The following is a 26,381-nucleotide window of genomic DNA, read 5'->3' on the forward strand; positions in this document are numbered from 1 at the left end:
GATTCGAGCCTGCCGGCGACGCGATCTCCCTGATGCCCCACTGCTCAGTCGTAGCGGAGGACTCGGAGTTGCTCCATAGCGCGAGCAGCTTCGGGCCTTGGCGGCTCGCGAGCGGCGCGCCCGCCCGCATCCTGCGCGTCCTGCACGATGCCGCTCCGCCGGTCTCGGGGGATCGCGGCGCGAGTCCGGTGTCGCCCGCATGGCGCACGTCCCCAAACCAAATTTCGATACCCGCCGGAACGCCCCGATTTGGCCGCGGAGCGACCCAATCGTGGAGCTCGGTTGCTCCAGCGCCTGGTTCTGTCCGCGGAAAGGCCAAACCTGGCCCACCCGGCTCTGCCGAGAGCAGGGAAGCCCGCTTCTGGCCGCCCAGCGGACAAAGCGCGACCGCCGGGGCGCGCGAGCCCGCGTTCCAGACCAGAAGCGGCCAGTTCGAGCCATTGCGGCGACCCTCGATTTTCGAAGCCAGAGACCCCATCGCCGTTGGCGAGGATGAGGGTGGCGAGCGGGCCCTGGGTCAGGGCGACGAGCGGGCTTCGGGCGAAGGCGACGAGCGAGGCTTGGGCCGTGGCGACGAGCGAGGCTCCGGCCAAACCGACGCGGACGCGCGGGGTCCCGGCGAAGGCGACGCGCGGGGTTTCGGCGAAGGCGGCGAGCGAGGTCCCGGCGACCTCGACTCCTTCGCCGGGGAGCCTGTCGAGCTGATCGGTGAAGGTGGCGCGCGGCTCCGGATCCGCGTCGAGCGCTGGTGGGAGCCGAGCGCACCGCCGCTGGCCGCGTGGTCGGCGTGGCTCTACACGCGCTCGCTCGTGCGCGAGCGCGCTCGTTCCTTCGGCATCGAGCTTGGCCTGTTCGGGGGCGAGGATTGCGAAGAGCACGCCTCTCTGCCCCAGGTCCACGACGTCTGCTGGTCGTCGAGCGGTGGCCCGCTCTCGGTGCTGATGGATCCGACCGTGCCGCGCTACCTCGACGAGAGCGTGCCGTTCTACCTGCCGTCGGAAGCGGAGTGGGTGCGGCGCCGGGTGGTCTCGCCGGCCTCGGCCGGCCACTGGCAGCTCTTCTGCGGTCGCCTCGACTGGGACCAGCTGCGCCTCTCCTGCGACGTGGTCGAGCGGCGCGTGCGACCCTTCGCCGACGAGCTCGCCGCGAACGGCGTGAACCTGACGCGATTCTTCGCCGGTGCCGCGCTGGTCTTCGGAGGGCGCTACTACCCACAGCTGTCGCTCGACGCGCTCGCTACGGTGGCTGACTGCCTCGGGGAGGGTGACGAGCTGGGGCGCGAGCTCGGGCGCATCGCCGCCGAGCCGGGGCTCGACTTCCCGAACCGCTTCCGGGTCGAGTACGTGCGAGCACGCCTGACGGGTCGCGAGCTCGGGGTCGCCGAGCTCCGAGCCTGGGTGCCGGGCCCCGCCACCGACGCCGACGACGAGACGCGCCTGGAGATCGACGCTGCCGATGCCGCCTGCGTCCAGGGTCTGACCGGACCGATGTCGCTCCGCTCGGCGGGCTGAGCCTCCGCACAGGCGCCCGCTCAGAGCGGCTCGACCTCGGCTTCCGCGGCGATGTAGGGGATGTAACGGAAGTCGCGGATCGAACTGACGCGCCCGTTCTCCCATTCGAGCAAGATGAAGTAGGCGGGGGCTTCGGAGCCGGCGACGTGAGCCGAGAGCGCCAGCTCGCCGTCAAGGCGAACGACCCCGAGCGACACGTCCGCCTTCGCGTACTGGCTGAAGTACACCCCGACTTCCCTCCCGCGTCGCTGGGACTTCGAGACCAGGTCGAGGCGGCAGTCCTCGCCGACGAGCGCTCGAACCCCGTCCCAGTCCCGGGCGTTGAACAGGCTCGCGTAGCGCTCGAGGGCGGTACGTGCGGTCGCGTCGCCCGCCGCGCTGGACGGTTCGGCTTCGCGGAGCTTCGCGCGCCCGCGGACGAGTGCTGCTTTCACTGCCAAAACGCTCGTTCCCATGGTCTCGGCGGTCTCGTCGAGCGAGTGGCCGAGCACGTCCTTCAGGATGACCGCGCTCCGCTGCCCGACCGGCAAGGCGACGAACCGCCGGAGCGCAGCGCGGATGGCGGCGGGGTCCGGCGCTTCGTCGAAGCCGGCGATGTCGGTCAGGTCGGCGCGCGGCTCGGTGTACTTGCGCCCGTGGCTCTTCAGGAAGTCGAGCGCCGCGTTGTGAGCGATCTTGAACAGCCACGGTCGGAGCGGCGGCGTCTCGGGGCTCATGCTCAAGGTGTAAAACGCGCGCGCCAGGCACTCCTGCACGATGTCCTCGCCTTCGATGACCGAACCCGTGAGCCTGGAACAGTAGCGGTGCAACTCGGGCCGGATCCCCTCCACCACCAGCAGGAACTCGTCCCGCGCCTTGGCCACGCTGTCTTGCAGCGAGTGCGTCATGGAGCTGGAGCGTAGACCCGTCAGGGTGAGAAGCGGTAGGAGCCGATCGGCTCGACCGCGGTGGCCACGGGCGGCGATTCGCAGCGCTCCTTGACCGCGGACGTGAAGGCCCGGAACGCCTCCAGCGCCGAGAGTGGGTTGGAGCCGTCGGCCGATTCGATCTGCGCCAGGTGCAGGAAGCTGACACCGTCGGCGAGTCGGAAGGCCGCGTAGCGAACTCCGTCGGGCCGTTCCCGCTCGAGCGCGGCGAAGACCGCGCGGATCGCCGCCACGTTCTCCTCGTCACGCCCCGGCTTCACCTCGTAGCGAACCAAGATCGTCTGCATCACGCCTTCACTTTCCTTTCTGACGAGCGCGAATCCGATTGTTCTTCGGGTTGTGCTCCAGCTCGGCGAGGCCCAGCGCCTCGACCACCGGGGGCACGTACACGCCGAAGCGTCCGCGCAGCCCCTTCTTCAGCCCATACCAGCCCTTCACCGGGTTGTCGCTGGCGCGGGCCCAGGCCTCGACCGTGCCCTCCGCCGCCGGCTTCTGCTCGTCCGCGGCACCGAGGGGCATCCAGTCCCCGTGCCGCTTCAACATCGCGGCCAGGTCTTCGATGGCCCGCAAGTGATACCGGAGCTGGGTCTTCCCCACCTGGACGACCAAGGCGGGCGGGTCGGCTGCTTCGTCACGGTAAGCCTCGTACTCGGCGGTGCCGGGCGGCGTCTTCAGCTTCCAAGGGCTCGCCTTCGTTCCTTGGCCACGGCTGCTCACGACGTGCGCTCCGAGTGCGCGTTTCTACGGTTCATTGGAGTCCTCCGTCTCGACGACGAGCCACGCGGGCAAAAGGATGCGGGCGACCATAAGAAAGGGACCGAGCCGGCAAATGGTTGCGCAGGTGGTCCGCGCCGTGGAACGACTGCCGGAGGAGTCCGCGCGTGGGAAGGAAGGACCAATGACACGACTACTTCGGGTAGGGCTCATCCTCCTGCCGATCGCCGCCTGCGAGGCCCCGCCGCCTCCCAGCCCGCCGAGCGGGGAGCCGGCGCCGGCTCCGGCCTCGGCGGTCCCCACGACCTCACCGGCCAGTGTCCTCGACCAGATGGACAAGCGGACCCCGGTGCCGCTCCTGCCGATGATGGCGAACCACCAGAAGGCCAATATGCGCGACCATCTCCTGGCGGTTCAAGAGATCGTCGTCGCGCTCGCGACCGACGACTTCGCCGCGGTGGAGAAGGCAGCCGGGCGCATCGGCTACTCCGAGCAGATGGGCCAGATGTGCAACCACATGGGCATGGGCGCTCCGGGCTTCAGCGACAAGGCCGTCGGGTTTCACCGGGCCGCAGACAAGATCACGGCCGCGGCGCGGGACCGGGACAAGGGCCGGGTGCTCACCGAGCTCGGGACGACGCTCGGCACCTGCACCTCTTGCCACGCCACCTGGAAGCAGCAGGTGGTGGACGAGGCCAGCTGGACGAAGGCCACCTCGGCGCCCGTGCCCTCGCCGGCGATGCATCACTGAACCGGGGCGTTGCGTCGGCGCCCCCGCCGTGCGGAAGTCCGGCGCATGCCGAAGCCGCCCCCCGCGAAAGTCGTCGAGCTCGCCGAGAAGGCCCGCAATGGGCTCCGCGCCCTGGAGCGCAAGCTCGCGCCTCCCGAGCTCGGCCTCTTGGGCTTCATCAGCGACCTGTGGGGGTTTCAGATCGTGTACACGCTGGCGGAGCTCCGCGTGGTGGACGCGCTGAAGGACGGCCCGCGCGCGGCGGACGCGGTGGCGAAGGAGCTCGGCGTGGACGCCGACCACCTGTACCGCCTGCTCCGGGCGGCCACGCACTTCGACATCGTGCGGGAGGAGCCGGAGCGCCGCTTCTCGCTCCTGCCGCTGGGCTCGGCGCTGTGTCAGGCCGAAAACGAGAGCTTTCGCGACTTCATCATCCTTCAGGGCAAGGTGGGGTGGCGCTTCTGGGGGCACCTCGCGGACTCGGTGCGTCAGGGGCGGTCGGCCATCGAGATCGAGACCGGCAAGAAACCCTTCGAGTACTTCGTGGGCGACGAGAACGCGCGGCACGTCTTCAACCGCGCCATGACGGCGGTGAGCGCCGTCTCGGCCGAGGCCTTCGTCGCTGCCTACGACCTGTCCGGCTTCGCTCACATCGTCGACGTGGGAGGTGGCCACGGTCGCCTGCTCTCGGCCGTCCTGCACCAGGCCAAGTCGGCCAAAGGCGTGCTGTTCGACCTGCCCGAGGTGGTGGCGGACGCGCCCGCCGTGCTCGAGGCGCTCGGCGTGCGTTCGCGCGTCGAGGTGGTGGGTGGCAGCTTCTTCGAGTCCGTGCCCGCCGGCGGCGACCTGTACATGATGAAGTCGATCATCCACGACTGGCAGGACGCCGAAGCGCTCGCCATCCTGGAGAGCATCCGCAAGGCCGCCAAGCCCAGCTCCAAGCTCGTGCTCTACGAGACGGTGGTGACGCCCCCCGGCGAGAAGCACTTCGCCAAGCTGCTCGACATCGAGATGATCGTGCACGCCGGCGGGCGCGAGCGGACCCGGGACGAATACGCCGATCTGTTCCGGCGCGCAGGCTTCCGCCTGACGAGGGTCTTGCCCAGCGCCGGCCCGGCCAGCGTGATCGAGGCCGTGCCGGGCTAGCGCGTCCGCCCGCCGGCCTTGATGGCGGCGACCGGGTAGGTGCCGACCACGTTGCGGAGCTGCTGGAGCTGCGTCGCAGGGATCTCGCCCTTTGTCACCACCAGGCGAGCGCGCCGATCCTCCACCACGACCTTGAAGCGAGCCGAGCGAAGGCGCGGCCGGCGCACCACGTCGGCCAAGTCGTCCAGCAGCCGCTGCGGGAGCCGGCCCCGCACCGCGCGCGGCACACCGTCCTCGACCGCGATCACGAACAGCTCGTTGGAGCGGGAAATCGCGATCCAGAGGGGCGTGGCGAGGACCACGAGGATCAACAGGCCGAGCCAGGCGCTCACGCGCGGATCCGTAACACGGTTGTCGCACGACCGGCGGTCGGGCGATACTCCGCGGCATGAGCGACGACGCGCGGAAGGCCATCCTGGCGCGACGCGCGCGCTTCGTCGCGGCGGCGCTGGCCGGCGCGAGCCTGGGCGCGGCGTGCGCGAAGGACCGGGGTCCGGAGCCGGTGATGTGCCTATCGCCGCCGATCGAGCACCAGGAGGACGGCGGTCCGCCGCCGATGCCCTGCCTGGAGCCACCGCCACCCCAGGTGTGCCTGGACCCGCCTCCTCCCGAGGTGTGCCTGTCGCCGCCGCCGCCGCCGGACGAGACCGATCCGTCGGGCGACTACGCCAAACCGCCGCCGGGCAAGTCGTAGCTCACCACTCGGCCAGGAAACGGATCAGCGCGCGCGTGCGAGCGAGCAGCGTCGGCGCCTCGATGAGCTCGTCGTGGGTGTGGAAGCCGCGCCCGCGCGGACCCAGGCCGTCGATGACCGGGACGTCGAGTGCGGCCACGTCGTTGGCGTCCGAGCCGCCGCCGAGCAGCGGGCTCTCCGCGTGGCCGAGCCCCTCGGCCGCGGCGCAGGCGGCGTAGCGCTGGCAGAGCGCCGCCGAGCCCTCGCTCCGCTCGAGCGGCGGCCGGCGGACGCCGCCGTCGAGCTCGAAGCTGGCGCGCGTCTCCTCGGCGATGCGCCGCGCAGCGGCTCGAAGCTCGGTCATGACGCGCTCGCCGTCGGCGCGCTTCAGCAGGCGGAAGTCCAGCAGACACTCGGCGCTCTCCGGCACCGTGTTCTTGCTGCTGCCGCCGGCGATGGTGCCCACGTTCACCGTCACGCCGCGCTCGTAGTCGGTTAGGGACTGCGCGGCGTCCACGAAGCGCGCGAGTGCCCAGATGGCGTTGACGCCGTCGGCGTGGGCGTTGCCGGCGTGGGCGGCCTTGCCGCGCACGCGCACGCTGACGCTGCCGGTGCCCTTGCGCTGGGTGATGATCGCGTCCGTGGGGCGTCCGGCCTCGAACACCAGCGCGGCGCTCGCGCCCCGGGCCCACTCGGCCAAGAACGGACGTGAGTCGGGCGATCCCACCTCCTCGTCGGCGACGGACACGAACGCCAAGGGCAGGGCCTCCAGCAGTCCCGTCGCCGAGAGCGCGGCCAGGGCCGAGTGAACGGTCGCGATGCCGCCCTTCATGTCGAGCACGCCAGGGCCGCGCACGCGCTCGCCGTCCTCGTGCCAGCCGGAGAACGTGCCGGGCGGGAACACCGTGTCGTGGTGGCCGACCAGGAGCACGCGGCGGGCAGGCTCCCGGTCCCAGGCTGCGGTGCGAAAGCACAGGTGGTCCCCGAAGCCTTGCCCCTTACGGGTCTCGAGCGCGAGCTCGGGCAGCGCGAAGGCGTCGGTGACCAGCGCCCCCATCGCGTTCACGTCGGCGACGGCGCCCGTGTAGGAATCCTGCTCGACCCAGCGCCGCAGGAGCGAGAGCGCGCTCGCGCTGCGGCCGTCGGCGAAGGCCAGGGCGGACTCCAGAGAGGACACGCGCCCGGGATGATACACGGGATCTTGAGAGCGGCGAGGGACGGTGCGAGAGTCGCGTCCATGGCGAAGTCGAGACTCGGTCGGGAGGTTCCGCTGTTCGTGGCCACGCTCGGGCTGGCGCTCTTGGCCTGCAAAAAGGACAAGTCCGACGGCCCCAAGATCGAGATCAACGCCACGCCGGACGGCGGCTCGGTCACCATCGGCGGCGACAAGGGGCAGATCGAGGTTCAGGGCGGCGGCGACGGTGGCAGCGTCACCCTGGGCAACGACAAGACCAAGATCGAGGTCGGCAACACCGGCGGCGACTGCAAGGCCGGCGACACCTGCGCCTGCGGCGGCATGGGCAACTGCACGAAGACCTGCGCCGGACCGGGCTGCGAGTTCTCCGCGAACGGCATGGGCAACGCGACCTTCAAATGCCCCGACGGCAAGTGCACGCTGAAGAGCCAGGCCATCGGCAACGTTACCCTGGACTGCAAGGGCGGCGGCTGCACGCTCGAGTGCTCCGGCACCGGCAACTGCTCGCTCACGGGCTGCAGCTCGGGCTGCTCGGTGAAGTGCAAGGGCGTCGGGACCTGTAACTGCCAGAGCGGCTGCTGATCACTTCACGCGGTGCAGGCGCTCGAAGGGGGCGGGCCGCGTACTCTTGACCCCGCTCTTCTCGAGCGGATCCGCCGCAGGGGCCGAGAAGCGCACGGCCACGTCGATGTGCGTCCCCGCCAGGAGATCGCTCAGCGAGCCGACCAGCGAGAGGAGCTTGTCCTGGGCCTCCGGCGTCGCGCACGCGGCGATCAGGAGCTCGGAGCCGGAGTCCGGGGCCATGTGCGAGACCACGTCGCGAGAGAGCATGCGCCGGGAGTCGAAGTAGGGATTGTCCGCGCCGGTTCCGATCAGCACTACCGCCCGCCGCACGCGCTTGCCCTCGCGCGTGAGCCGAGCGAGCACCCGGCGCACGCGGAAGGAAAGATCCGACTCGGGCCCGTCGTCCGCCGCATCTTCCCCCGAGATCACCACTCGGTCACCTTCTGGCGAGTGGTTCAGCCACTCCGGCCAGACACTGCCTGATTCGCGGACAACGAGCTCGATCGATTGCGGCATGACACCTCCCCAGGGGGCAGACCAACGCTGCATCGTTCGTGCCTTCCGCCGCGCAAAAGGATTCGCGCACCAGAACGAATCATCAGCCCCGAGGCCGCCCTCGCGGCGCGCAAGAATTCCCAGCGACGACCGCGCGGCGCAGCTCCTGCGCGATTTTCCGCGGCGGCCCCGCTGTACCCAGCTCAGACGGCTGCGACGAGACCTGGCGGACGCGTCGCAGAAAACGACGCCCGCTCGGCGATGGTCGCGTGCCACTCGGCCAGGGTTGGGCGCTGCTCGCGCCAGGCGTGCGGGTTGCGGAAATCCACGTAGTCCAGCGCCGAGCCGAGCGCGATGTCCGCAACGCTGAAGCGCTCGCCGACCAGATAGTCGCCGCGGATGCGCGCGTTCGCATAGTCCATCGCGCGCGCGACCTTGCCGGCCTGGTGGCTGAGCGCGGTCTTGGACTGGTGCTCCGGCGCGCGGCGCGTCTCGGTCATCAAGAGCACGCTCGCGTCCATCATGCCATCCGCCAGGGCTTGCCAGAGCAGCACCTGCCAGCGCTCCTCTCCGTCGGCGGGGATCAAGCCCGGGCTCTTCGAGCGGTCGAGCCACTCCAAGATGAGCGGCGAGTCGAACAGCACCGAGCCGTCGTCTCGGACCAGCACCGGGACCTTCCCCAGCGGGTTCAGCGCCGGGATCGGGCTGTCCTTCGCGTTGGGGACGGCCTCCTCGAAGTCACAGGCGATGCCCTTCTCGGCCAGCAGGATGCGGATCTTGCGGGCGTAGGGTGAGGTCAGGGAGGCGAGGAGCTTCATCGCCCGGAGGATAGACCCGAGGGCGGCGCCGCGCGTAGATCCCCTCCAATGACCCTCCGATCGGCCCGCGCCGTGCTGCTGCTCTCCGCCCTGCTCCTCGTGGCCGCCTGCCGCAAGACCCAGCCTGCCGGCGCCGACGCCGGCGGGGCGCCGGATGCGGAGGCGCCGAAGGTGGTCGAGGCGGCCACCCGCGACAAGATCCAGGCGTTCGCCTCCGGCGCCGAGCTCGACGGCTTCCTGAAGGAGCTGCTCGAAGCGCAGAAGCGCGATCGCAGCAACGTCGAGCGACGCGCCAAGGGCGAGGCTTCTCCGCCGCCCGCCGCTGCGCCGGCGGAGGCGGCCAAGGCCGACTCGAAAGAAGCGGAGTCGGTCACCAACGTGCAGCACGCGGGCGTGGACGAGGGCGGCATCGTCAAGCTGCACGGCGACTACCTGATCGTCCTGCGCCGCGGTCGGCTCTTCAGCGTGAAGGTCAGCGCAGACGCGCTGACGCCGGTGTCGGTGAGCGACGCCTTCGGGCCCGACGTCGATCCGCGGGGCGCCTGGTACGACGAGATGCTGCTCTCCGGCAACACCATCGTGGTGATCGGCTACAGCTACCAGCGCGGTGGCACCGAGATCGCGCTGTTCGAGCTCGGCACCGACGGGCGCATCAGCTACCGCTCGACGCACCACCTACGCTCGAACGACTACTACTCGTCCCGCAACTACGCCAGCCGCCTGATCGGCAAGAAGCTGGTGTTCTACACCCCGCTCCACCTGCGCCTGAGCGACGCCGACCTGTACGGCTCGTTCCCGGCGGTGCGACGCTGGAGCAAGGGCGCGACCGCGGCCGATTTCAAGCGCATCGTCGAGCCGACGCGGGTGTACCGCCCGCTGGTCAGCTCGACCTCGCTCACCCTACACACGGTGACGAGCTGCGATCTGTCGCAGGCCGACCTCGCGTGCAGCTCCACGGCCGTGATGGGGCCGAGCGGCCGGGTGTTCTACGTCTCGCCGGGCGCCGTGTACGTCTGGATGACCGACTACCAGCGGCGCGGGGCGACAGGCGTGCCGCGGTCCATCGTCTACCGCATGCCGCTCGACGGCAGCGCCCCGACCGCGGTCCGCACCGTCGGCGGACCGATCGATCAGTTCTCGTTCCTGGAGGGCAGCGACGGTCAGCTCAACGTCGTGGTCCGCGCCGACGGGGCAGGGGACGGCATGTGGCGCGCCGAGGTCACGCAGGGCGACGTCGCGCTCCTGCGCCTGCCGCTCGCGATGTTCACCAGCGACGCGCAAGAGGCCGACCGCTCGCGCTACGCGGGCCTGCCGCGGCCGAGCGGCTACACCTTCCAGAACCGCTTCGTCGGCGACCACCTGCTCTACGGCAGCGGGTCGGGTTGGGGGCGGGCGCAGCCCGGCACGGGCAAGCTCTACGCCTATCGCTACGCCGGCGGCAGCGAGCCCGTCACGCTCGAGCTGGGCCACGGCGTGGATCGCATCGAGGCGCTCGGTCGCGACGCGCTGGTGGTGGGCACCGACGGACGCGACCTGCACTTCTCGCCGGTCGCGCTCTCGCAGAAGCCCACGCTGGCGCCGCGCTACACGCGAACCGGCGCCTCCCAGGGCGAGCTCCGGAGTCATGGCTTCTTCTACAAGCCCGACTCCCCGACCGGCGGCCTCTTGGGCCTGCCGGTGCGTTCGCCGGGTCGTCCCGGCGCCGTTCACCTGCGCGAGGGCTCCGCGTCGATCTTGTTCCTGCGGAACGAGGCGCTGCGCCTGAGCGAGCTGGGCGATCTGGCGGCGCGCGCCGAGGGCGTCGTCCTGGACAACTGCCGCGCATCTTGCGTGGACTGGTACGGCAACGCACGCCCGCTGTTCTTCCAGGGACGGGTGATCGCGCTGCTCGGCTACGAGCTGGTGGAAGGCGAGGTCGGTGCAGGGGGCATCCGCGAGAAGCGGCGGGTGAGCTTTGCGCCGAGCGGCGCGGCCCTGCAGATCGCGCAGTGACAGAATTGCCGGAAGCGCAAGATATGCAGGCGTGACGCGAACCCCCGTGGCCCGGCCGCGGCTCTCCATCAACGGAGAGCCAGCGCATGGCCACTAGCTTGAACCGGCGGACCTTTCTCGCGATTTCTGCGACGACCGTGATGGGCGGGGTGGCGGGCACGGCAGGGCTGGCCGCGCTCGCGCCGAAGGCCCAGGCGAACGACCGGAGCGTGAAGCCGGATCGGGTGGTCCCGACCTTCTGCGAGCTCTGCTTCTGGAAATGCGGAGTGCTCGCCTACGTGAAGGACGAGAAGGTCGTGAAGCTCGAGGGCAACCCCAAGCACCCGCTCTCGAACGGCAAGCTGTGCCCGCGCGGGACGGGCGGCATCGGCGCCCTGTACGACAGCGACCGACTGAAGCGGCCGCTGATCCGCACCCGGCTGAACGGCGAGGAGAAGTGGCGCGAGGTCAGCTGGGAGGAGGCCCTCGCCTTCACCGCCCAGCGCCTCTCCGAGGTGAAGGCGAAATACGGCGCGAAGAGCATCGCGCTCTACTCCCACGGCCACGGCGGCGCCTTCTTCAAGACGCTGCTCAAGGGCCTGGGCAGCACGAACATCGTCGCGCCCTCCAACGATCAGTGCCGGGGTCCCCGCGAGTCGGGCTTCGAGCTCACCTACGGAGTGGGGGTCGGCTCGGTCGAGACCATCGACACGCCCCACGCGCGCTGCATCGCGTTCATCGGCTCGCACCTGGGCGAGAACATGCACAACACGGCGGTGCAGGACATGTCCGCCGCGAGCGCCCGCGGCGCCAGCTTCATCACCGTCGACCCGCGCTTCTCCATCATGGCCGGCAAGAGCAAATACTGGCTGCCGATCAAGCCGGGCACCGACACCGCGCTGCTCCTCGCCTGGGCCAACGTTCTGATCGAGGAGGGCCTCTACCAGAAGGACTTCGTCGCGAACAACGTGGAGGGCTTCGAGCAGTTCAAGGCGCACGTGAAGGACAAGACGCCGGAGTGGGCGTACATCGAGACCGGAATCGAGCCCACGGTCATCCGCGAGACGGCGCGCGAGCTCGCGCGGAACGCGCCGGCCGCGTTCGTGCACCCGGGCCGCCACGTGGTCTGGTACGGCAACGACACGCAGCGCTCTCGCGCCATCGCCATCGTCAACGCGCTGCTCGGGAACTGGGGCAAGAAGGGCGGCTTCTACCTGCCGCAGACGCTGAACGTCCCGGGTTACCCCACGCCGCCCCTGCCCAAGGGTGAGGGCTATCAGCCCCGGCAGACCTTCCCGCTCGCCGCTGCGCCGTGCGCCTACGACGTCTGCGATGCCTCGGCGAAGCAGGGGGACGACGCTCCGCGGGTCCACGCCTGGATCGTCTACGGCTGCAACGTGCCGCTCACCTTGCCGAACACCGCGCGGACCATCGAGGCGATGAACGCCCTCGATTTCGTCGTGGTCGTGGACACCATGCCGGCTGAGGTCACCGGCTACGCCGACGTCGTCTTGCCCGAGAACACCTACCTCGAGCGCTACGACGACCTGGACACCACGCCGTACCGGGTCCCCTTCGTCGCGCTCCGGCAGCCGGTGGTGCAGTCGCTGCACGACACCAAGCCCGGCTGGTGGATCGCCAAGCAGCTGGGAGAGAAGCTCGGGCTAGGCGCCTTCTTCCCCTGGCAAGACGCGGAGGACTACCTGTCCACCCGCCTCGCGAAGGCGAACCTCTCGTTTTCGGATCTCCGCCGCGACGGCGTCATCGTCGGAAAGGCCGAGCCCATCTACGACGACTCGCCCACGCAGACCTTCAAGACGCCGAGCAAGAAGATCGAGCTCTTCAGCAAGACCATGGCGGACGCCGGCCTGCCCCCGATGCCGGAGTACGAGGCGCCGGAGGAGCCGCCGCCCGGCTACTTCCGCCTGCTCTTCGGCCGCTCGCCAGTGCACACGTTCTCGCGCACCACGAACAATCCGGCGCTGCTCGAGGTCGTCCCGGAGAACGAGCTCTGGCTCAACGCCGAGATGGCCCGCGTGCTGGGGCTCGAAGCCGGCACCAAGGTCATGCTCGAGAACCAGGACTCGGTGAAGACCGGGCCCATCACGCTGAAGGTCACCGAGCGTATCCGGCAGGACTGCGTGTACATGGTCCACGGCTTCGGTCGCGAGGACCGGCGGCTGACCCGCGGCTACAAGCGCGGCGCGTCGGACGCGCGCCTCACGACCCGCGTCAAGCGCGACCCGGTCATGGGCGGGACGGGCATGAACGTCAACTTCGTCACCCTCTACCGCTGGAAGGAGGCGTGACGTGACCCGCTACGCCATGACGGTGGACGAGAAGCTGTGCGTGACCTGCAACGCCTGCGTCATCGCCTGCAAGAACGAGAACGACGTGCCGGAGGGCGCCGCCCGCTGCTGGACCGTCCAGGTCGAGCGCGGAACCTTTCCGCTCCTGTCCATCGAGACGCGCAGCGAGCGCTGCAACCACTGCGAGAACGCACCCTGCGTCACCGCCTGCCCGACCGGCGCCAGCCACTACGAGGAGGGCGGCATCGTCGTGGTCAACCCCGACAAGTGCGTCGGCTGCAAGGCCTGCATCGTCGCCTGCCCCTACGAGGTTCGCTACATGCACCCCGAGGGTTACGTGGACAAATGCACGTTCTGCATCCACCGCGTGCGCGAGGGCCTGCAGCCGGCCTGCGTGACCGTGTGTCCGACCAAGGCGCTGACCTTCGGCGATCTGGACGACCCGCGCTCCGAGGTGCACCAGCAACTTCAAACCCGGCAGCACAAGGTGCTGAAGCCGGAAGAGGACACGCGCCCGCGCCTGTTCTTCTTGACCTGACGGGAGCACGGAAATGACCGTCTCTACCCTCTCATTCATCGACAAGGACGGGCTCCGGAGCCTCACGGACGTGCTCTTGGTGCGTGAAGGCGACGCGCCGCACCAGGCCCGTGGCAAGCGTCTGCTGCAGTTTCTGCTCGCCGTCGCGCTGGCGGGCGCGTTCGCGGCGCTGATCGCCCTCGCCAAGGGGCACCACGTCATGGGCACGACCTCGGAGATCTCCTGGGGGGTCTTGATCGCGACCTACGTGTTCTTCGTGGTGTCGAGCACGGGCCTGTGCCTGGTCAGCTCGCTCGGTCACGTGTTCGGATTCAAGGTGTTCGAGCCCATCGCGAAGAAGGCCATCTTCCTGGCGCTGGTGACGCTGCTCGTGGGTTTCACCGTCATCGCCACAGAGCTGGAGCGCCCGTTCCTGTTGATGAAGCTCGCGCTCCTGTCGCCGAATCCGACGGCGCCGATCTGGTGGATGGGCACGCTCTACGGCGTCTACATGCTGCTCATCGGCACCGAGCTCTGGTTCCTCTTCGCCGAAGACCACAAAAAGGCGCGCATCGCCGGGCTCGCCAGCGTCATCGCGGCCGTCGCCGCGCACTCCAACCTGGGCGCAGTGTTCGGCCTCGCGCACAGCCGCCCCTACTGGTACGGCCCGCTCCTGCCGGTCTACTTCATCGCCTCGGCGCTGGTCTGCGGCGCCGCGCTCTTGATCCTGATCGTGACCCTCGGCGACTACTTCGGCAACGCGCGGAAGCTCCGCCCCGAGAACGCGCCGCTTCTGGACGCGCTCCGTCAGCTGCTCGCGTTGTTCATCGCAGTCATCGCCTTCTTCACCGTCTGGAAGACGATCACCGGCGTGGCCGGCCAGCACTACCACAAGCTGGAGGTGACCCTGGCTTCGCTCACCGGGCCGCTGTTCGTCAGCTTCTGGGTGTTCGAGATCCTGCTCGGCATGCTGGTGCCGCTGGTGCTCCTGCTCGGACCGTGGCGCCGCTCCTGGCAGGCCGTCGCGCTCGGCGCGTTCCTGCCGATGCTGAGCGTGTTCGTGATGCGCTACAACTTCGTGGTCTCCGGGCAGATGTTCTCGCTCAAGCCCGTGGTCGGCCACGCCGGCGAGCGGCTGACGTATTCGCCGCCCTTCAAGGGCAACGTCGCCGGTTTCCTGCCGTACACGCCGTCGTGGGTGGAGGTGCTGGTGGTCGCGGGCGCCGTCGCAGCGGCCACGTTGCTCTTCGTCGCAGGCCTCCGGGCCCTGCGTCTCGAAAAGGAGGCCTGACGTGGACAACACGCCTCAGCCCTACTGGAACTCGTACAAGGCCGGCGTGGTGCTCGGCCTGGTCCTACTCGCCGCGTTCCTGCTCACCGGTCGCGGGCTGGGCGCCTCCGGCGCGGTGACGCGCATGGCGGCGTATTCGACGCAGAAGATCGAGGCCTCCATCCAGGGCGGCACCGCCGCCGAGGCGAGCACCTTCGCCAAGCACAACGCCTACACCGGGCAGTACCTGAAGGGCCCGGAGGATCCCCTCGACGACTTCCTGGTCTACATGTTCGTGGGCGTGGTCGTGGGCGGCTTCGCGAGCGGCGTGCTCGCGCGCCGAGCGAAGCTCGACGTGACCTTCGGCCCGCACACCACGGTGGCGCGCCGGCTGACGCTGGCCGCGGCCGGCGGCTTCATCTCGGCGTTCGGCACGCGCCTGGCGCGGGGCTGCACCTCCGGGCAAGCGCTGACCGGAGGTGCCACGCTCGCCCTCGGCTCCTGGGTGTTCATGCTCGCGGTGTTCGCGGGCGGCTACGCCCTGGCCTACTTCCTCCGAAAGGAGTGGCTGTGATGGACCCCGTCGCCCCTGTCTCGAAGCTCGCGGAGTGGGGCCCGAACACGCTGGTCGCGACCTCGGCGCTGCTCGGCGTCGGGTTCGGCTTCGTGCTGGAGCGTGCCGGCTTCGGCAACGCCAAGACGCTGGCCGGGCAGTGGTACGGCTACAACTTCGCGGTGCTGCGCGTGATGTTCACCGCCATCGTGACGGCGATGGTCGGGCTCTTCGGCCTCTATTACCTGGGCGTCGTCGATCTGTCGCAGGTCTACGTCAACGAGACGTTCATCTGGCCGCAGCTCGTGGGCGGGCTGATCTTCGGCATGGGTTTCGTGATCGGCCAGTACTGCCCGGGCACCGCCGTGGTGGCGTGCGCGACCGGGAAGATCGACGCCATGGTCTACATGCTGGGCTTCGCGCTCGGCCTGATGGCCTTCTTCGTGGCGTACCCGAAGCTCGAGGCCTTCTACCTGTCGTCGGAGAAGGGCCGAGTGCTCCTGCCCGAGACGCTGCACGTCTCGACTGGAGTCGTCGTGCTGGGCGTGGTGGTGATGGCGCTCGGCGCGTTCGCGCTGACGCACGTTCTGGACAAGCGGTTCGCCAAGGACCCAGCGGAGTAGGTGTCGCCATGTGGAGCAAACGCGCCATCGCCTTTTCAGCGGTCCTCCTGATCTCCGGCGCCGCCGTGGCCGGGCTCTCCGCCCGCGGCGAGCCCAAACGCCGCCTGCACTACGAGGTGACGAAGAGCGCCCAGGTGGTCACCGCGCCGGAGCTGGCGAAGTGGATCATCGAGGGGCGGCGGGACTTCGCCGTGGTGGATCTGCGCGCCGCGCCCGCGTTCCAGGCCGGGCACGTGAAGGACGCGGTGCACTGCGGCAAGTGCCACGAAAACGCCGCCGAAGGGCGCAAGGCCCTGGCCGAGAGCGTGTTCGTCGATCTGTCGAAGAAGCTGGTGCTCTACACCGAGACGGGCAGCGAGCCCGTCGAGCTGCCGAAGCTCCTGGCGAAGAACCCGCGGCTCTACCTGCTCCGGGGCGGCTACCAGGCCTGGAAGGCCGAGGTGCTCGCGCCGGTGGTCTTCGGCGGCGAGACCGACGCGGAGCAGCTCCGGGCGAAGCAGCAGAAGGAGGCCGTGCGGGCCTACTTCGCCGGCGAGCGCCCGCAGAGCGGAAAGGCTGCGGTGCTCCCGGTGACGCCCATCCGGCGCGACAACGCGCACAAGCCGGCGGGCGCGCACGAGGGGTGTTAGGGCGGCAGACCCCGAGCTGGGGGAGCTCTTTCCTTCCGGGTCGCAGAAGTAAAGATTCCTTTACTTACTGGCACCCCTTAGGCAAGATTCCTTTCCGGGGACGCCGCAATGCCAAGGATCACAGGCAGGTACTAGCGAACACGGGTAGGCGGCGAGGAGGTCGCCGCTTTCATCCCCGAGCCGCTGCCGCCGCACGACCCAGCGCTGAGCCTGGACGGCGAAGTCGCCTCGCTACTCGTGCGCGCCGACGCCGCGCTCGGCCGGCTCGACCTTGCAAGCGCCATGGTGCCGTCGGTCGGATGGTTGCTCTACTCCTTCGTGCGCAAAGAGGCCGTCATCTCGTCGCAGATCGAGGGGACCCAAGCCACTCTCATGGACCTGTTCGCCTTCGAGGCCACAGGCAACGCCGAGTCGTCCCGAACCGATGACGTGCAGAAGGTGTGCAACTACCTGAACGCTGTCGCCCACGCGCAGAAGCGGCTCAGATCGCCCGTGGGGCTGCCGCTCTCCGTGCGACTGCTCTGCGAGACTCACCGCCAGCTCATGAAGGGGTTGCGCGGTGCCGAGAAGAGCCCGGGCGAGATCCGCCACAGCCAGAACTGGATCGGCGGGACCCGTCCCGGCAACGCGGCCTACGTCCCAGCACCGCCGCACGCGGTGGGTGAGGTTCTAGCCGAGCTCGAGCGCTTCATCCACGCCGAAAGCGACCTGCCCGCGCTGATCAGGGTCGGGCTTTGCCACGCGCAGTTCGAGACCATCCACCCATTCCTGGACGGCAACGGGCGCATCGGCCGCCTGCTCATCGCGCTCCTGCTCGAGCACTGGAAGCTGCTCCGCGAACCGCTCCTATACCTGAGCCTCTTCTTCAAGCAGCACCGCGCCGAGTACTACCGGCGTCTCGATGGCGTCCGCGCCCAGGGCGACTTCGAGGGATGGCTCGCCTTCTTCCTCGAAGGCACGGCCGTAGTCGCCGAGGAGGCAGTCGCCACGATTCAAGACCTGTTCGGCCTGGTCAGCGCGGATCGAGCCAAGGTGCTCGCCGCGAAAACTACGTCCGTCACGGCCGCGCGTCTCTTCGAGCTCCTGCCGGAGCACCCGATCGTGACCATCGGTCGAGTGGTCGATCTTCTCTCGACCACCAAGCCCACGGCGAACAAGGCCGTGAGCGCGCTCGTCGATGCCGGGGTGCTCGTCGAGACCACGGGCCGCCGGCGCGACCGCACCTTCGGCTACGCCGCCTACCTGGACCGGCTGCAGGCCGGTACAGAGGTCTAGGGCCAGCCATCGCGCCGTGACGTTCAGGGGTGGGGACTGGCCTCGCGCGGGATCTTGCACGTGGCCGCGAGCCGCGCCCGACTCTGCTTCCAGTCGCGGTAGAGCGCGGGCTGCTGTTCGGGATCGTGGCAGCCGAAGCAGGCGCCGACGTCGAGCACGCGCTCTTGCTCGGCGCGACCGAGCGAGCGCTGTCCGAGGCGCGTGGTCTTGCCGGACGCGTCGGACAGAAAGCCGATCCAGGCGTCGAGCGGCAGTCCGTCGAAGGGGGACGCCGGCCACTTGGGCTCGAAGCGCCAGCCGTTCGCCTCGGCGCGCAGCGTGCCTTCACCGTAGCCGAGCGCGATCGAGTCCAGGTGACACGAGCGACACGAGCGGCCACCCCGCGTGATCGTGTGCGGCACGGCGAAGGCGTAGGCCCGCACGAAGCGAGTGGACGGTCCGTAGAGCTCCGGGGCCGTCTTGGGCAGCGGGCTCGGGCCGGGAGCGCTGTTCAGCGTGAGCACCATGCCCGGGGTGAAGGGCTCGATGCGCTCGGCGCCGTCGCGGGAGACCACGCCCAGCGTCGGCGGCGCGACTTGCGGCTCGGCGTCGTATTCGACCCAGGTGCCCTGGTCGTTCTGGGTGTGACAGCTCACGCAGCGGTGGGCCCAGCTCGCGTGGCAGCTCTGGCACGCCAGGCGCTCGTGCCCCATGCCGGAGCACGCCGTCGCCGGCGGTTTGGCCAGGTGGCGGGTGCCGCTGAGCTTGCCGATGAGCTCGACGCTGCCGTCGGCGAGCGGGCGCGCGTTGGTCAAGGCTTCGCCGCTCCGGTCCTCGAGCAGGTACTCGGGAAGTGGGTTGCCGCGCAGTCGCACCGCCGTCGCCGCCCGGGCGTCCAGCGCCCCGAGCGGCAGCGAGCGCGGGGGCGCGGTGCGGTGACAGGTCGTGCAGCGCACGCGGGTGGCCTGCTCTTCGTGCGCGTGATCCTGCCCGTCGCCCATCGTCTCGCCGGCGGTGTGGCAGTCGATGCACGCCAGGCCCTTCTCGTGGTGGACGTCGGGCGTCTCGCGCACGGCCGCGCGTCCGTCGAGGAGCTGGCGCCGCTTCTCCGGCGGCGCGGTCGACGCGTCGAAGGTCTCGCGCCAGCCGGCGTAGGTGAGCGAGATGCGCGCGGAGCGGCTGTGGCAGCCGAAGCAGCTCGCGTCGCTCACGCGGAGCGAGACCCCGGGGTGGACGAACGCCCGCGGGTCGGCCGCAGCCGGGGTCCGGGGCGGGTCGTCGCCGAGGTGACAGGCGGTGCAGCCGCCTCCTCGGCTGAGCTCGTTCGTCGCGGCGGGTTTGTCCTTGGGCTTGCCGAGGTGACAGCTGGCGCAGAGCTGCCGCAAGTGGGTGTCCGCCGGCGAGTGGCCGATGGCGGTGATGGGGGTGTCGCCGTCGGGAGTCGGCCGCTCGCCGAACACGAAGCGGTTCACGGCGACGATGCCGTTGGCGCGGGCCATCAGCGAGCCGCGCACCCGCACGCCGATCTCGGCGTGGCAGCGCCCGCAAGTGCGATCGACGCCGTCCAGGTTGCCGGGGACGAGCAGCAGACCGTCGTGCGCGCCGGCGGCATCGGGACGGAAGGGATTGCCCAGGTGACAGGGCGAGCAGCCGACGGCGCGCGGGTCGTGGGAAGGGCCGAGCCCGCGCACCTCGGCGTGGCAGCCGAGGCAGCCCTCGCGCCGGCCGAGGATCCGCGGCACGTCTGGCGACACCGCGCCGAGCGACAGGGGCAGGAGGCGACTTCGGACGCGTTGGCTGGCAAACGGAGCGTCGAGCGCGAGCGCGCGGCGCACCAGCCTTCCTTGGGGCTCGACGGGATCTTCGAGGCCCGGTGGCGCGAGCCAGCCCAGCACCGAGGCCGCGCCGAGCACGAGAGCCAGGCTCCGCCACGACGGGCGCGCGCGGCGGAACGCCTGCCAGCCGAGCACGGCGAGCGGCAACGCCATTACGACGTGGAGGACGAGCAGGAGGACGAGGCTTTGGGCGGCGCTCTGCGCCGCGGGCCAGTGTCGCCCGAGCGCGAGCGTCCAGGCGTCGCCACGCAGGAGCACGCCCGTCAGCGCGGCCGCTGCGACCAGCGGAAGTGCGAGCGCGCCGCGCCGGCTGCGTCCCGCGTGCAGGCCGCCGAACACCACGAGGCACAGCGTGCTCGCGGCGTGGAGCGCTCGGAGCGCGCGCCCGCTCGGGCTGCCGAGCTCGAGGCGCCCGAGCGAGTCGAGCCCCGCGCCCGGCTCGTACCAGAGCGCGAGCAAGAGCCCGCTCGCCAGCGCGAGCCCGAGCGACGCGAGCGCGAGCCCCCGAACGTTCCACGCTGCGCGGGGCGGGTCCGGCGGGGTCATGGGGCCGGAGTCTAGGCGGGATCTGCGCGGCGTCTCAGCGAAGCGCGCAAGGCCTGCGCGGAACGCAAACTTTGAACCTCCGGCGCAGGTCTTCGCTCTCACCCAGCGTCATGGACGCATCCCGCCTGCGGCAGCTGGCCATCAGCGACTCCGGCTTCGTGTTCGACCCGACGACCGGGCACACCTTCACCGTCAACCCCACCGGTGCGCTGGTCATCGCGGCGCTGAAGGACGGCCACGGCCCCGACGAGATCGCTCGCCGCTTGCGGGACGCGTTCGAGCTCGACGGCACGGAGGACCTCTCCCGCGAGGTGGAGGACTTCATGGCGCGCCTGGCCGAGAACGGACTCGTGGGGTGAGCCATGGACGCCTCGGCGCCAGCAGTCGGCATCACGGGCATGAACGCCACCGACAACCCTGCGCCGGGCGTGGCGGTGGCGCGCTCGCTCCGCGACGCCGACGAGTTCGGCGGACGACTGATCGGGCTCGGCTACGACGCGCTCGATCCCGGTTTCTACGCCCGCGGTCTGCTCGACGCGGCGGCCATCTTGCCGTTCCCTTCGGCCGGCCGTGAGGCCGTGCTGGCCAAGCTCGCGGAGGTGAAGGCCCGCCTCGGGCTCGACGTGTTGATCCCGACGCTCGACTCGGAGCTGCGCGCGCTGGCCGCGCTCGCCCCCGAGCTCGAGCGCATCGGCATCGCGACCTTCTCTCCCCGCGCGGACTCGCTGGAGGCCGCGTCGAAGGCCGAGCTGCCGGAGCTGGCGCGCCGCGCCGGCTTCCGTGTGCCGGAGTCGGAGGCGCTGAACAGCGTGGACGCGCTGCCACGAGTCGTCCGGCGCCTGGGGCTGCCCATCGTGATCAAGGGCGTGTTCTACGGCGCCAGCATCGCCCACACCGAGGCCGACGCCGTCAGCGCGTTCCACCACTTCGTGGCGACCTGGGGCCTGCCGGTGATCGCGCAGAAATACGTGCGCGGGGAGGAGTACAACGTCGCCGCGCTCGGCGACGGCAAGGGCGGCACGGTCGGCGCCGTGGCCATGCGCAAGATGGCGCTCACCGACAAGGGCAAGGGTTGGGCGGGCGTCACCATCGACGACCCGGAGCTGCTCAGCGTCAGCGAGTCGTTGATCGACGCCCTCGGCTGGCGCGGCGGGCTCGAGGTCGAGTTCTTGAAGGACTCGGACTCCGGGATCCCCTACGTCGCCGAGGTCAACCCGCGCTTCCCCGCCTGGGTGTACCTGGCCACGGGGGCGGGGCAGAACCTGCCCTGGGCCAACGTGCGTCTGGCCCTCGGGCTGCCAGCTCCGCGCCTCGCGGGCTACCGCGTGGGCACGCTCTTCGTCCGCATCTCGCTCGATCAAATCGCCGAGCTCTCGCGCTTTGGCGAGCTGGCCTCGCTCGGCCTGGCCGACCTCCGGGAGAAGCAGTCATGAAGCCCCGCTACGAGCGACCCGTCATCGTGCGCCACGCGCTGGGCGGGCGCAGCAAGTTCGGCGCCGTCACCGCGCCGCGCGTCGTGGACGCGATCGAAGGCGTGCGCGTGTCGGAGCTGGTCGAGACCCACGACTCGCCGCTGTTCGTGTTTTCCGAGCGCATTCTGCGGGAACGCATCCGCGAGCTGTCCGAGCAGATGGCCCGGCGCTTCTCCAGCTTCACGCTCGCCTGGTCCTACAAGACCAACTACCTGGACGCGGTGTGCAAGGTGTTTCACTCCGAGGGCGCCTGGGCGGAGGTGGTGTCGGGCATGGAGCTCGAGAAGGCGCTGCACGCAGGGATCCCGGGGCACCAGATCGCGTTCAACGGTCCGGGCAAGAGCGAGAAGGACCTGGAGCGCGCGTTCCGCGAGGGCGTGCGCGTACACCTCGACCACCTGGACGAGCTGGTGCTGGCCGAGCGCGTCGCCGAGCGCCTGGGGATCCAGCCCAGCGTGGGCATGCGCGTGAACATCTCGGAGCTGCCGGTCCCGAGCTGGGATCGCTTCGGCTTCAACATCGAGAACGGCGCGGCGCTCTCCGCCGCGCGCCGGCTGGAACGCGGCGGCCAGCTGCGCCTGGACGCGCTTCACTGCCACATCGGTACCTTCATCCTGGATCCGGACGCCTATCGCCTGGAAGCGCGCGCGCTGGCCCGCTTTGCGCGGCAGCTCGAGGCCGAGCTCGGTACGCGCATCGAGACCCTGGACCTGGGGGGCGGCTTCGCCTCGCACAACACCCTCCATCAGCAGTACCTGCCCGGCGAGGAGATCACGCCGTCGTTCGGGCAATACGTGGAGAAGATCGCTGCCGGGCTCGACGAGGGGCTGGACGGCGCTCGCGTGCCGCGCATCGTGCTGGAGACGGGCCGCGCCCTGGTGGACGACGCAGCCGTGCTGATCTCGACCGTGCTCGGCACGAAGCGTCTGGTGGACGGCCGCCGCGCGGTGATCTTGGACGCCGGCGTGAACATCCTGCCGACCGCGTGGTGGTACCGCCACGACGTGTACCCCGCGCAGGCGTCCCGCGGCGCCCCGGAGCCAGCGGTCTTCTTCGGGCCCTTGTGCATGAACATCGACGTGGTGCGGGACGGCATCTCGTTCCCGCCGCTGGTGGCCGGAGACCGCGTCGTGATCGGTCACGTCGGCGCCTACAACGTCACGCAGTGGATGCAGTTCATCACTGCGCGTCCGAACGTCGTCTTGATCTCGACGCGGGCCGAGCACGCGGTGATCCGGCGTGCGGAGACGGTACAGACCCTGCTGGATCAGGAGGCGGTGCCGGCGTGGCTCCAGCACTGAGCGAGCGGGACGGCCTGCGCGCGGCGCTCGAGGCCCTGCTCCGGCCTTACGGGCAGATCGTGTTCTCACGGGATCTGCGCTCCGGGGCGCTGGTGCTCCTCGGGCTCGGCGCGTTCCCGCGGCTGGCCGCCGTCACGCTGCTCGCGGTGGTCACCGCGCAGGCGACCTCGCTCTTGTTCGGGCTGGGTGTGGCCTCCGTCCGCAACGCTGGCGCCGCGACGAGCGCGGTGCTGGCCACGCTGGCCCTCGCGGCCTTCGCGCCCGGGGGCGGGCATCCGCTCGTGGTCGTGGTCATCGCGTCGGTCCTGGCGGTGCTGCTCTCGGCCTCGTTCGAGGCGGTGTTCGCGCCGGTCGCGCTGCCGACGCACTCGCTGCCGTTCGTCGCCGCCGCGTGGATCGCCGCGCTGGCGGCGCGGGTGCTGCCGGCCGCGCCCGTGGAGATCGACTGGCTGGCTCCGGCGAGCTTCCTCCCGCAGAGCTGGTTCGCTCCGTCCTGGCTCGACGTGCCCGCTGCCATCGTGTTCACCCACGGCAGCGTCACGGGCGTGCTGTTGCTGGCCGCGATTGGCCTGCACAGCCGGATCAGCTTGCTGCTGACGCTGATCGGCGGCGCCGTCGCCATCGGGATGCGCCACGCGCTTCGGGCCGAGGTGCCCTGGTCCGGAGTAGACACCATCGCTTCGTTCAACGCCGTCTTGACGGCGATGGCGCTGGGCGGCGTCTGGTTCGTGCCCCAGCCGTCGTCGCTGCTCCTGGCCGCTCTGGGCTCCGCCGTCTCGGTGGTGATCGCTCACGCGGCCGGCCCCATCCTCGGCCTGGCCTTCCTGCCGGTGCTCTCGCTGCCCTTCGTGATCACCACCCACCTGGTGCTGACGGCGGCGCGCCGGCGGGAGGCGGACCGGCGGCCGCGCTCGACCATCCCCGCGGACCGTCCGGAGGAAGCGCTGGCTCGGCACCTGGCGCGGGTCCGGCGCTTCGGTGACATGGCCTGGCTGCCGTTCCGGCTGCCGTTCCGAGGCCAGTGGTGGGTGAGCCAGGGCTACGACGGCCCGCACACGCACAAGGGACTGTGGCGACACGGCCTCGACTTCGAGGTGCAGGACAAGGACGGCAAGGTCTTTCGTCGCGAGGGCCAGGCGCTCTCCGACTACCACGCCTACGGCTTGCCGGTGCTCGCCGCGGGCCTCGGCACGGTCGCGTCGGTGGTGGACGGCGTGCCCGACAACCCTCCGGGCGAGGTGAACACCCTCGACAACTGGGGGAACGCGGTGGTCATCGCCCACGGCGCGGGCCTGTGCTCCGTGTACGCCCACCTGCAACCCAACAGCGTGCGTGTGCGCGCCGGCGAGGTGGTGGCGGCGGGAGCGGAGATTGCCCGCTGCGGCAACTCCGGACGCTCTCCCGTGCCACACCTGCACTTCCAGGTGCAGCGCCTGCCGCTGCTCGGCAGTCCCACGCTGGGGGTGGACTTCGGTGACGTGGTCACCCAGGACGGCGAGCGCTCCCGCGTGAGCGGTCGGGTCGTGCCCGCGGAGGGCGAGCTGGTGCGGCCAGTGCTGAGGGACGACTCGCTCGCCCGCGCGCTCGCCTTCGTGCCCGGCTCGAGCTGGGAGCTCTCCGCGGACGACGGCCGGCGCGAGCCGGGACGCGTGGAGCTCGACCTCCTGGGGCGCCGCATCTTGAAGACGCGCTTGGGACAGCTGGTGCTCGACCCCTACGAGTCGGGCCTGGTGATCGTGGACTTCGCCGGGAGCCCGCGCTCGCTCCTCGGCTGGGTGCTCCTGGCGCTCGGGCGGGTGCCCTTCGACCAGGCCGGGAGCCTCGTCTGGGAAGAGCGTCTGCCCAAGCGCCTGCTCTTGACCGGGATCCCGCGGGCGGTGGCCGACTTCTTCGCGGTCTTCGCGCCCGACGCCGGAAACCTCGAGGTGCGCTTCTCGAGTCGTCGCGACGGCGGCGCCGTGGTGGTCGAGAGCGAGCACGAGCGGGGAACCGCGAGCGCGCGCTTGTCTCTGGGCAACGAGCCCCACCGCATCGCGATCGCCCACGACGGTCGAAAGCTCCAGATCGAGCTCAGGCCGACGAACGGCCGCGACGAGAAGGAGCAAGGACGATGATCGAGATCCTGGCCGCCGTCGCCATCGCAGTCGCGCAGCTGCCTTCGGACGCGCAGGCGGAGCAGCGCGTCGGGGCGTGGGACCGCTCGGTGGAGCTCGAGCGTGCCGGCGACCTGCGCGGCGCGCGCGCGCTCCTGCTCGCAGCCTGGGGCTCCGCTCCGGAGAGCTACGAGGTCAGCGTGCGGCTGGCCTGGCTCACGCTCGAGCTGGGCCGGCCCAGCGAGGCCATCCCGCTCTATCGCCGCGCGCGCGCGCTTCCGGGGGCCGGGCCCGAGGCGACGCGGGGGCTCGCCTCGGCGCTGGTCCGCGACGGCTTCGCCGCCGTCGAGGCGGGCGACCGGGCACTCGCGCGGCGGCGCTTCGAGGAGGCGCTCCGGCTCTTCCCGGATGACGCCGATGCGGCGCGGGGTCTCGAGCTCGCGAAGGACCGGCCCTTTTCCGCGGAGCTCTGGCTGGGCGGTCTCGGGCTGACGAGCTCGGCCCCCGCGCTCTACGGCGGGTTCGCTTTCGCGCAGGCGCGCGTGTCGCCGACCGAGTCGCTGCGCCTGCGCGCGGCGTATCGCTTCACGCTCAGCTGGCAGGAGCGGAGCTCGGCCGGCATGGGGCCAGGGAGTCGGCGGAACGCCGGACGCAGCGTCACCCGGACGCGGCACGAGGGCTGGGCGGGGGTGGGCCTCGAGCAGCGGACCTGGCGTGCCGAAGCGCTCGGCTTCGGGGTGTTCGCCAGCGGGGCGCCGGCCGTTCCGGGCCAAGCCGCGCGCCTCTCGGTCGGCACCCGCGTGGGCGCGCTGCTCGACGAGAGTGCGCTCTTCTACCGGACCGGAACCGAGCTCCAGCTCCGGCCCCTGCTGTTCGCGTGGCCCACGACCTCGCTCGGAGCGGCGGCGGGTGCGCGCGTGACTCGGGGCGCCGACAGCACGTTGGTCGCAGGCGAGCTCGGTCTGAGCTGGGTCGGGCCGAGCGTCGAGCTCCACGCGAGCGGCCTCTGGGGCAAGGCCAGAAGGCCGGTGTTCCTCGACGTCCCGATGCTCGTGGACGTCGAGGGAGAGCTCTGGGCCGGCGGCACGCTCAGCGTCTTGATCCCGGTCAGCCCAGCGCTCGCGCTCGGCCTCGCCGGCGAGCTGCACGCTCTCGACGACGACGGCGATTCGATCACCTACGGCAGCCTGGCCGCGGGGCTCAGGTGGTCACCCAGGTACTGAAAGGAGAATCCAG

At 70.6% G+C, this 26,381-nt stretch carries 25 protein-coding genes and 1 pseudogene; 18 read left to right on the forward strand and 8 right to left on the reverse strand.

What is annotated here, in order from left to right:
* The first annotated feature begins 560 nt into the window (after positions 1-560).
* A complete protein-coding gene (locus HS104_39780) occupies positions 561-1,511 on the forward strand; it encodes a hypothetical protein (protein MBE7486099.1) in 951 nt (316 codons plus the stop codon).
* Between the two features lie 20 nt (positions 1,512-1,531).
* On the opposite strand, the gene HS104_39785 is transcribed toward HS104_39780, so the two are convergent.
* The 3 genes from HS104_39785 to HS104_39795 are packed head-to-tail and all read right to left on the reverse strand — an operon-like array spanning position 1,532 to position 3,154.
* The gene (locus HS104_39785) at positions 1,532-2,398 is read right to left on the reverse strand and encodes a sigma-70 family RNA polymerase sigma factor (GenBank protein MBE7486100.1); all 867 of its coding nucleotides are present in this window, start codon (positions 2,396-2,398) and stop codon (positions 1,532-1,534) included.
* A gap of 20 nt (positions 2,399-2,418) precedes the next feature.
* Positions 2,419-2,724: a hypothetical protein gene (locus tag HS104_39790; protein ID MBE7486101.1), complete on the reverse strand. Its 306-nt coding sequence runs from the start codon at positions 2,722-2,724 to the stop codon at positions 2,419-2,421.
* A gap of 7 nt (positions 2,725-2,731) precedes the next feature.
* On the reverse strand, positions 2,732-3,154 hold the full coding sequence (locus HS104_39795; GenBank protein MBE7486102.1) for a hypothetical protein: 423 nt from the start codon (positions 3,152-3,154) through the stop codon (positions 2,732-2,734).
* Positions 3,155-3,335: 181 nt separating this feature from the next.
* On the opposite strand from HS104_39795, the gene HS104_39800 reads away from it, so the two are divergent.
* Both HS104_39800 and HS104_39805 read left to right on the forward strand, forming a co-directional pair.
* Positions 3,336-3,902 (forward strand): cytochrome c, encoded by a 567-nt coding sequence (locus HS104_39800; GenBank protein ID MBE7486103.1) that lies wholly within the window; start codon positions 3,336-3,338, stop codon positions 3,900-3,902.
* A 45-nt stretch (positions 3,903-3,947) separates the two neighbouring features.
* A complete protein-coding gene (locus tag HS104_39805) occupies positions 3,948-5,027 on the forward strand; it encodes a hypothetical protein (GenBank protein MBE7486104.1) in 1,080 nt (359 codons plus the stop codon).
* On the opposite strand, the gene HS104_39810 is transcribed toward HS104_39805, so the two are convergent.
* Complete coding sequence (locus tag HS104_39810; GenBank protein MBE7486105.1) at positions 5,024-5,359, reverse strand: DUF3634 family protein; 336 nt, start codon at positions 5,357-5,359, stop codon at positions 5,024-5,026. The genes HS104_39805 and HS104_39810 overlap by 4 nt on opposite strands.
* Positions 5,360-5,415: 56 nt before the next feature.
* Here HS104_39810 and HS104_39815 point away from each other — a divergent pair, with 56 nt between their 5' ends.
* Positions 5,416-5,721 (forward strand): hypothetical protein, encoded by a 306-nt coding sequence (locus HS104_39815; protein ID MBE7486106.1) that lies wholly within the window; start codon positions 5,416-5,418, stop codon positions 5,719-5,721.
* Between the two features lies 1 nt (position 5,722).
* Here HS104_39815 and HS104_39820 read toward each other — a convergent pair whose 3' ends face one another.
* Positions 5,723-6,757 carry a M20/M25/M40 family metallo-hydrolase gene (locus HS104_39820; protein ID MBE7486107.1) on the reverse strand — a complete coding sequence of 345 codons (1,035 nt, stop codon included), beginning with the start codon at positions 6,755-6,757 and terminating at the stop codon, positions 5,723-5,725.
* A gap of 180 nt (positions 6,758-6,937) precedes the next feature.
* Here HS104_39820 and HS104_39825 point away from each other — a divergent pair, with 180 nt between their 5' ends.
* Complete coding sequence (locus HS104_39825; protein MBE7486108.1) at positions 6,938-7,477, forward strand: hypothetical protein; 540 nt, start codon at positions 6,938-6,940, stop codon at positions 7,475-7,477.
* Here the strand turns inward: HS104_39825 and HS104_39830 are convergent, their stop codons facing one another.
* Both HS104_39830 and HS104_39835 read right to left on the reverse strand, forming a co-directional pair.
* Positions 7,478-7,975, reverse strand: coding sequence for a hypothetical protein (locus HS104_39830; GenBank protein MBE7486109.1), 498 nt, complete (start codon positions 7,973-7,975; stop codon positions 7,478-7,480).
* 182 nt (positions 7,976-8,157) lie between these two features.
* A complete protein-coding gene (locus HS104_39835; protein ID MBE7486110.1) occupies positions 8,158-8,772 on the reverse strand; it encodes a glutathione S-transferase N-terminal domain-containing protein in 615 nt (204 codons plus the stop codon).
* Positions 8,773-8,820: 48 nt separating this feature from the next.
* Between HS104_39835 and HS104_39840 the strand changes: the two genes are divergently transcribed.
* The 8 genes and pseudogenes from HS104_39840 to HS104_39875 all read left to right on the forward strand — a co-directional run bounded on the left by HS104_39840 (position 8,821) and on the right by HS104_39875 (position 17,919).
* Entirely contained in the window at positions 8,821-10,764 is a 1,944-nt protein-coding gene (locus HS104_39840; protein ID MBE7486111.1) for a beta-propeller domain-containing protein, read from the forward strand.
* Between the two features lie 86 nt (positions 10,765-10,850).
* Positions 10,851-13,052: a molybdopterin-dependent oxidoreductase gene (locus tag HS104_39845; GenBank protein MBE7486112.1), complete on the forward strand. Its 2,202-nt coding sequence runs from the start codon at positions 10,851-10,853 to the stop codon at positions 13,050-13,052.
* 1 nt (position 13,053) lies between these two features.
* Entirely contained in the window at positions 13,054-13,590 is a 537-nt protein-coding gene (locus HS104_39850; protein ID MBE7486113.1) for a 4Fe-4S dicluster domain-containing protein, read from the forward strand.
* 13 nt (positions 13,591-13,603) lie between these two features.
* Complete coding sequence (gene nrfD, locus HS104_39855) at positions 13,604-14,860, forward strand: polysulfide reductase NrfD (GenBank protein ID MBE7486114.1); 1,257 nt, start codon at positions 13,604-13,606, stop codon at positions 14,858-14,860.
* 1 nt (position 14,861) lies between these two features.
* A complete protein-coding gene (locus HS104_39860) occupies positions 14,862-15,413 on the forward strand; it encodes a YeeE/YedE family protein (protein ID MBE7486115.1) in 552 nt (183 codons plus the stop codon).
* On the forward strand, positions 15,413-16,015 hold the full coding sequence (locus HS104_39865; GenBank protein ID MBE7486116.1) for a YeeE/YedE family protein: 603 nt from the start codon (positions 15,413-15,415) through the stop codon (positions 16,013-16,015). Before HS104_39860 ends, HS104_39865 begins: the two co-directional genes overlap by 1 nt.
* A gap of 8 nt (positions 16,016-16,023) precedes the next feature.
* Positions 16,024-16,644 (forward strand): hypothetical protein, encoded by a 621-nt coding sequence (locus HS104_39870; GenBank protein ID MBE7486117.1) that lies wholly within the window; start codon positions 16,024-16,026, stop codon positions 16,642-16,644.
* Positions 16,645-16,752: 108 nt separating this feature from the next.
* A pseudogene (locus HS104_39875) lies at positions 16,753-17,919 on the forward strand (Fic family protein).
* 23 nt (positions 17,920-17,942) lie between these two features.
* Here HS104_39875 and HS104_39880 read toward each other — a convergent pair.
* Positions 17,943-20,279, reverse strand: a complete 2,337-nt coding sequence (locus HS104_39880; GenBank protein MBE7486118.1) for a hypothetical protein — start codon at positions 20,277-20,279, stop codon at positions 17,943-17,945.
* Positions 20,280-20,389: 110 nt separating this feature from the next.
* Here HS104_39880 and HS104_39885 point away from each other — a divergent pair, with 110 nt between their 5' ends.
* From HS104_39885 to HS104_39905, 5 genes are read left to right on the forward strand one after another with little or no spacing between them, the layout of a single operon-like run.
* Positions 20,390-20,638 (forward strand): HPr-rel-A system PqqD family peptide chaperone, encoded by a 249-nt coding sequence (locus HS104_39885; protein ID MBE7486119.1) that lies wholly within the window; start codon positions 20,390-20,392, stop codon positions 20,636-20,638.
* A 3-nt stretch (positions 20,639-20,641) separates the two neighbouring features.
* Positions 20,642-21,712 carry an ATP-grasp domain-containing protein gene (locus HS104_39890; protein MBE7486120.1) on the forward strand — a complete coding sequence of 357 codons (1,071 nt, stop codon included), beginning with the start codon at positions 20,642-20,644 and terminating at the stop codon, positions 21,710-21,712.
* Positions 21,709-23,052 (forward strand): diaminopimelate decarboxylase, encoded by a 1,344-nt coding sequence (locus tag HS104_39895; GenBank protein ID MBE7486121.1) that lies wholly within the window; start codon positions 21,709-21,711, stop codon positions 23,050-23,052. The genes HS104_39890 and HS104_39895 overlap by 4 nt, the downstream gene beginning before the upstream one ends.
* On the forward strand, positions 23,037-25,166 hold the full coding sequence (locus HS104_39900; protein MBE7486122.1) for an urea transporter: 2,130 nt from the start codon (positions 23,037-23,039) through the stop codon (positions 25,164-25,166). Before HS104_39895 ends, HS104_39900 begins: the two co-directional genes overlap by 16 nt.
* Positions 25,163-26,368 (forward strand): tetratricopeptide repeat protein, encoded by a 1,206-nt coding sequence (locus HS104_39905; GenBank protein ID MBE7486123.1) that lies wholly within the window; start codon positions 25,163-25,165, stop codon positions 26,366-26,368. The genes HS104_39900 and HS104_39905 overlap by 4 nt, the downstream gene beginning before the upstream one ends.
* Positions 26,369-26,381: the final 13 nt, after the last annotated feature.

The sequence above is a fragment of the Polyangiaceae bacterium genome, assembly GCA_015075635.1.
Classification (GTDB): Bacteria; Myxococcota_A; Polyangia; order Polyangiales; family Polyangiaceae; genus JADJKB01.

What these genes read in the sequence shown, in the direction of transcription:
- HS104_39880 (MBE7486118.1), bottom strand. Translation starts at nt 20,279, where the DNA reads ATGACCCCGCCGGACCCGCCCCGCGCAGCGTGGAACGTTCGGGGGCTC.
- HS104_39815 (MBE7486106.1), top strand. Translation starts at nt 5,416, where the DNA reads ATGAGCGACGACGCGCGGAAGGCCATCCTGGCGCGACGCGCGCGCTTC.
- nrfD (MBE7486114.1), top strand. Translation starts at nt 13,604, where the DNA reads ATGACCGTCTCTACCCTCTCATTCATCGACAAGGACGGGCTCCGGAGC.
- HS104_39870 (MBE7486117.1), top strand. Translation starts at nt 16,024, where the DNA reads ATGTGGAGCAAACGCGCCATCGCCTTTTCAGCGGTCCTCCTGATCTCC.
- HS104_39865 (MBE7486116.1), top strand. Translation starts at nt 15,413, where the DNA reads ATGGACCCCGTCGCCCCTGTCTCGAAGCTCGCGGAGTGGGGCCCGAAC.
- HS104_39805 (MBE7486104.1), top strand. Translation starts at nt 3,948, where the DNA reads ATGCCGAAGCCGCCCCCCGCGAAAGTCGTCGAGCTCGCCGAGAAGGCC.
- HS104_39890 (MBE7486120.1), top strand. Translation starts at nt 20,642, where the DNA reads ATGGACGCCTCGGCGCCAGCAGTCGGCATCACGGGCATGAACGCCACC.
- HS104_39885 (MBE7486119.1), top strand. Translation starts at nt 20,390, where the DNA reads ATGGACGCATCCCGCCTGCGGCAGCTGGCCATCAGCGACTCCGGCTTC.
- HS104_39800 (MBE7486103.1), top strand. Translation starts at nt 3,336, where the DNA reads ATGACACGACTACTTCGGGTAGGGCTCATCCTCCTGCCGATCGCCGCC.
- HS104_39785 (MBE7486100.1), bottom strand. Translation starts at nt 2,398, where the DNA reads ATGACGCACTCGCTGCAAGACAGCGTGGCCAAGGCGCGGGACGAGTTC.
- HS104_39905 (MBE7486123.1), top strand. Translation starts at nt 25,163, where the DNA reads ATGATCGAGATCCTGGCCGCCGTCGCCATCGCAGTCGCGCAGCTGCCT.
- HS104_39845 (MBE7486112.1), top strand. Translation starts at nt 10,851, where the DNA reads ATGGCCACTAGCTTGAACCGGCGGACCTTTCTCGCGATTTCTGCGACG.
- HS104_39830 (MBE7486109.1), bottom strand. Translation starts at nt 7,975, where the DNA reads ATGCCGCAATCGATCGAGCTCGTTGTCCGCGAATCAGGCAGTGTCTGG.
- HS104_39895 (MBE7486121.1), top strand. Translation starts at nt 21,709, where the DNA reads ATGAAGCCCCGCTACGAGCGACCCGTCATCGTGCGCCACGCGCTGGGC.
- HS104_39820 (MBE7486107.1), bottom strand. Translation starts at nt 6,757, where the DNA reads ATGGGGGCGCTGGTCACCGACGCCTTCGCGCTGCCCGAGCTCGCGCTC.
- HS104_39825 (MBE7486108.1), top strand. Translation starts at nt 6,938, where the DNA reads ATGGCGAAGTCGAGACTCGGTCGGGAGGTTCCGCTGTTCGTGGCCACG.
- HS104_39835 (MBE7486110.1), bottom strand. Translation starts at nt 8,772, where the DNA reads ATGAAGCTCCTCGCCTCCCTGACCTCACCCTACGCCCGCAAGATCCGC.
- HS104_39790 (MBE7486101.1), bottom strand. Translation starts at nt 2,724, where the DNA reads ATGCAGACGATCTTGGTTCGCTACGAGGTGAAGCCGGGGCGTGACGAG.
- HS104_39840 (MBE7486111.1), top strand. Translation starts at nt 8,821, where the DNA reads ATGACCCTCCGATCGGCCCGCGCCGTGCTGCTGCTCTCCGCCCTGCTC.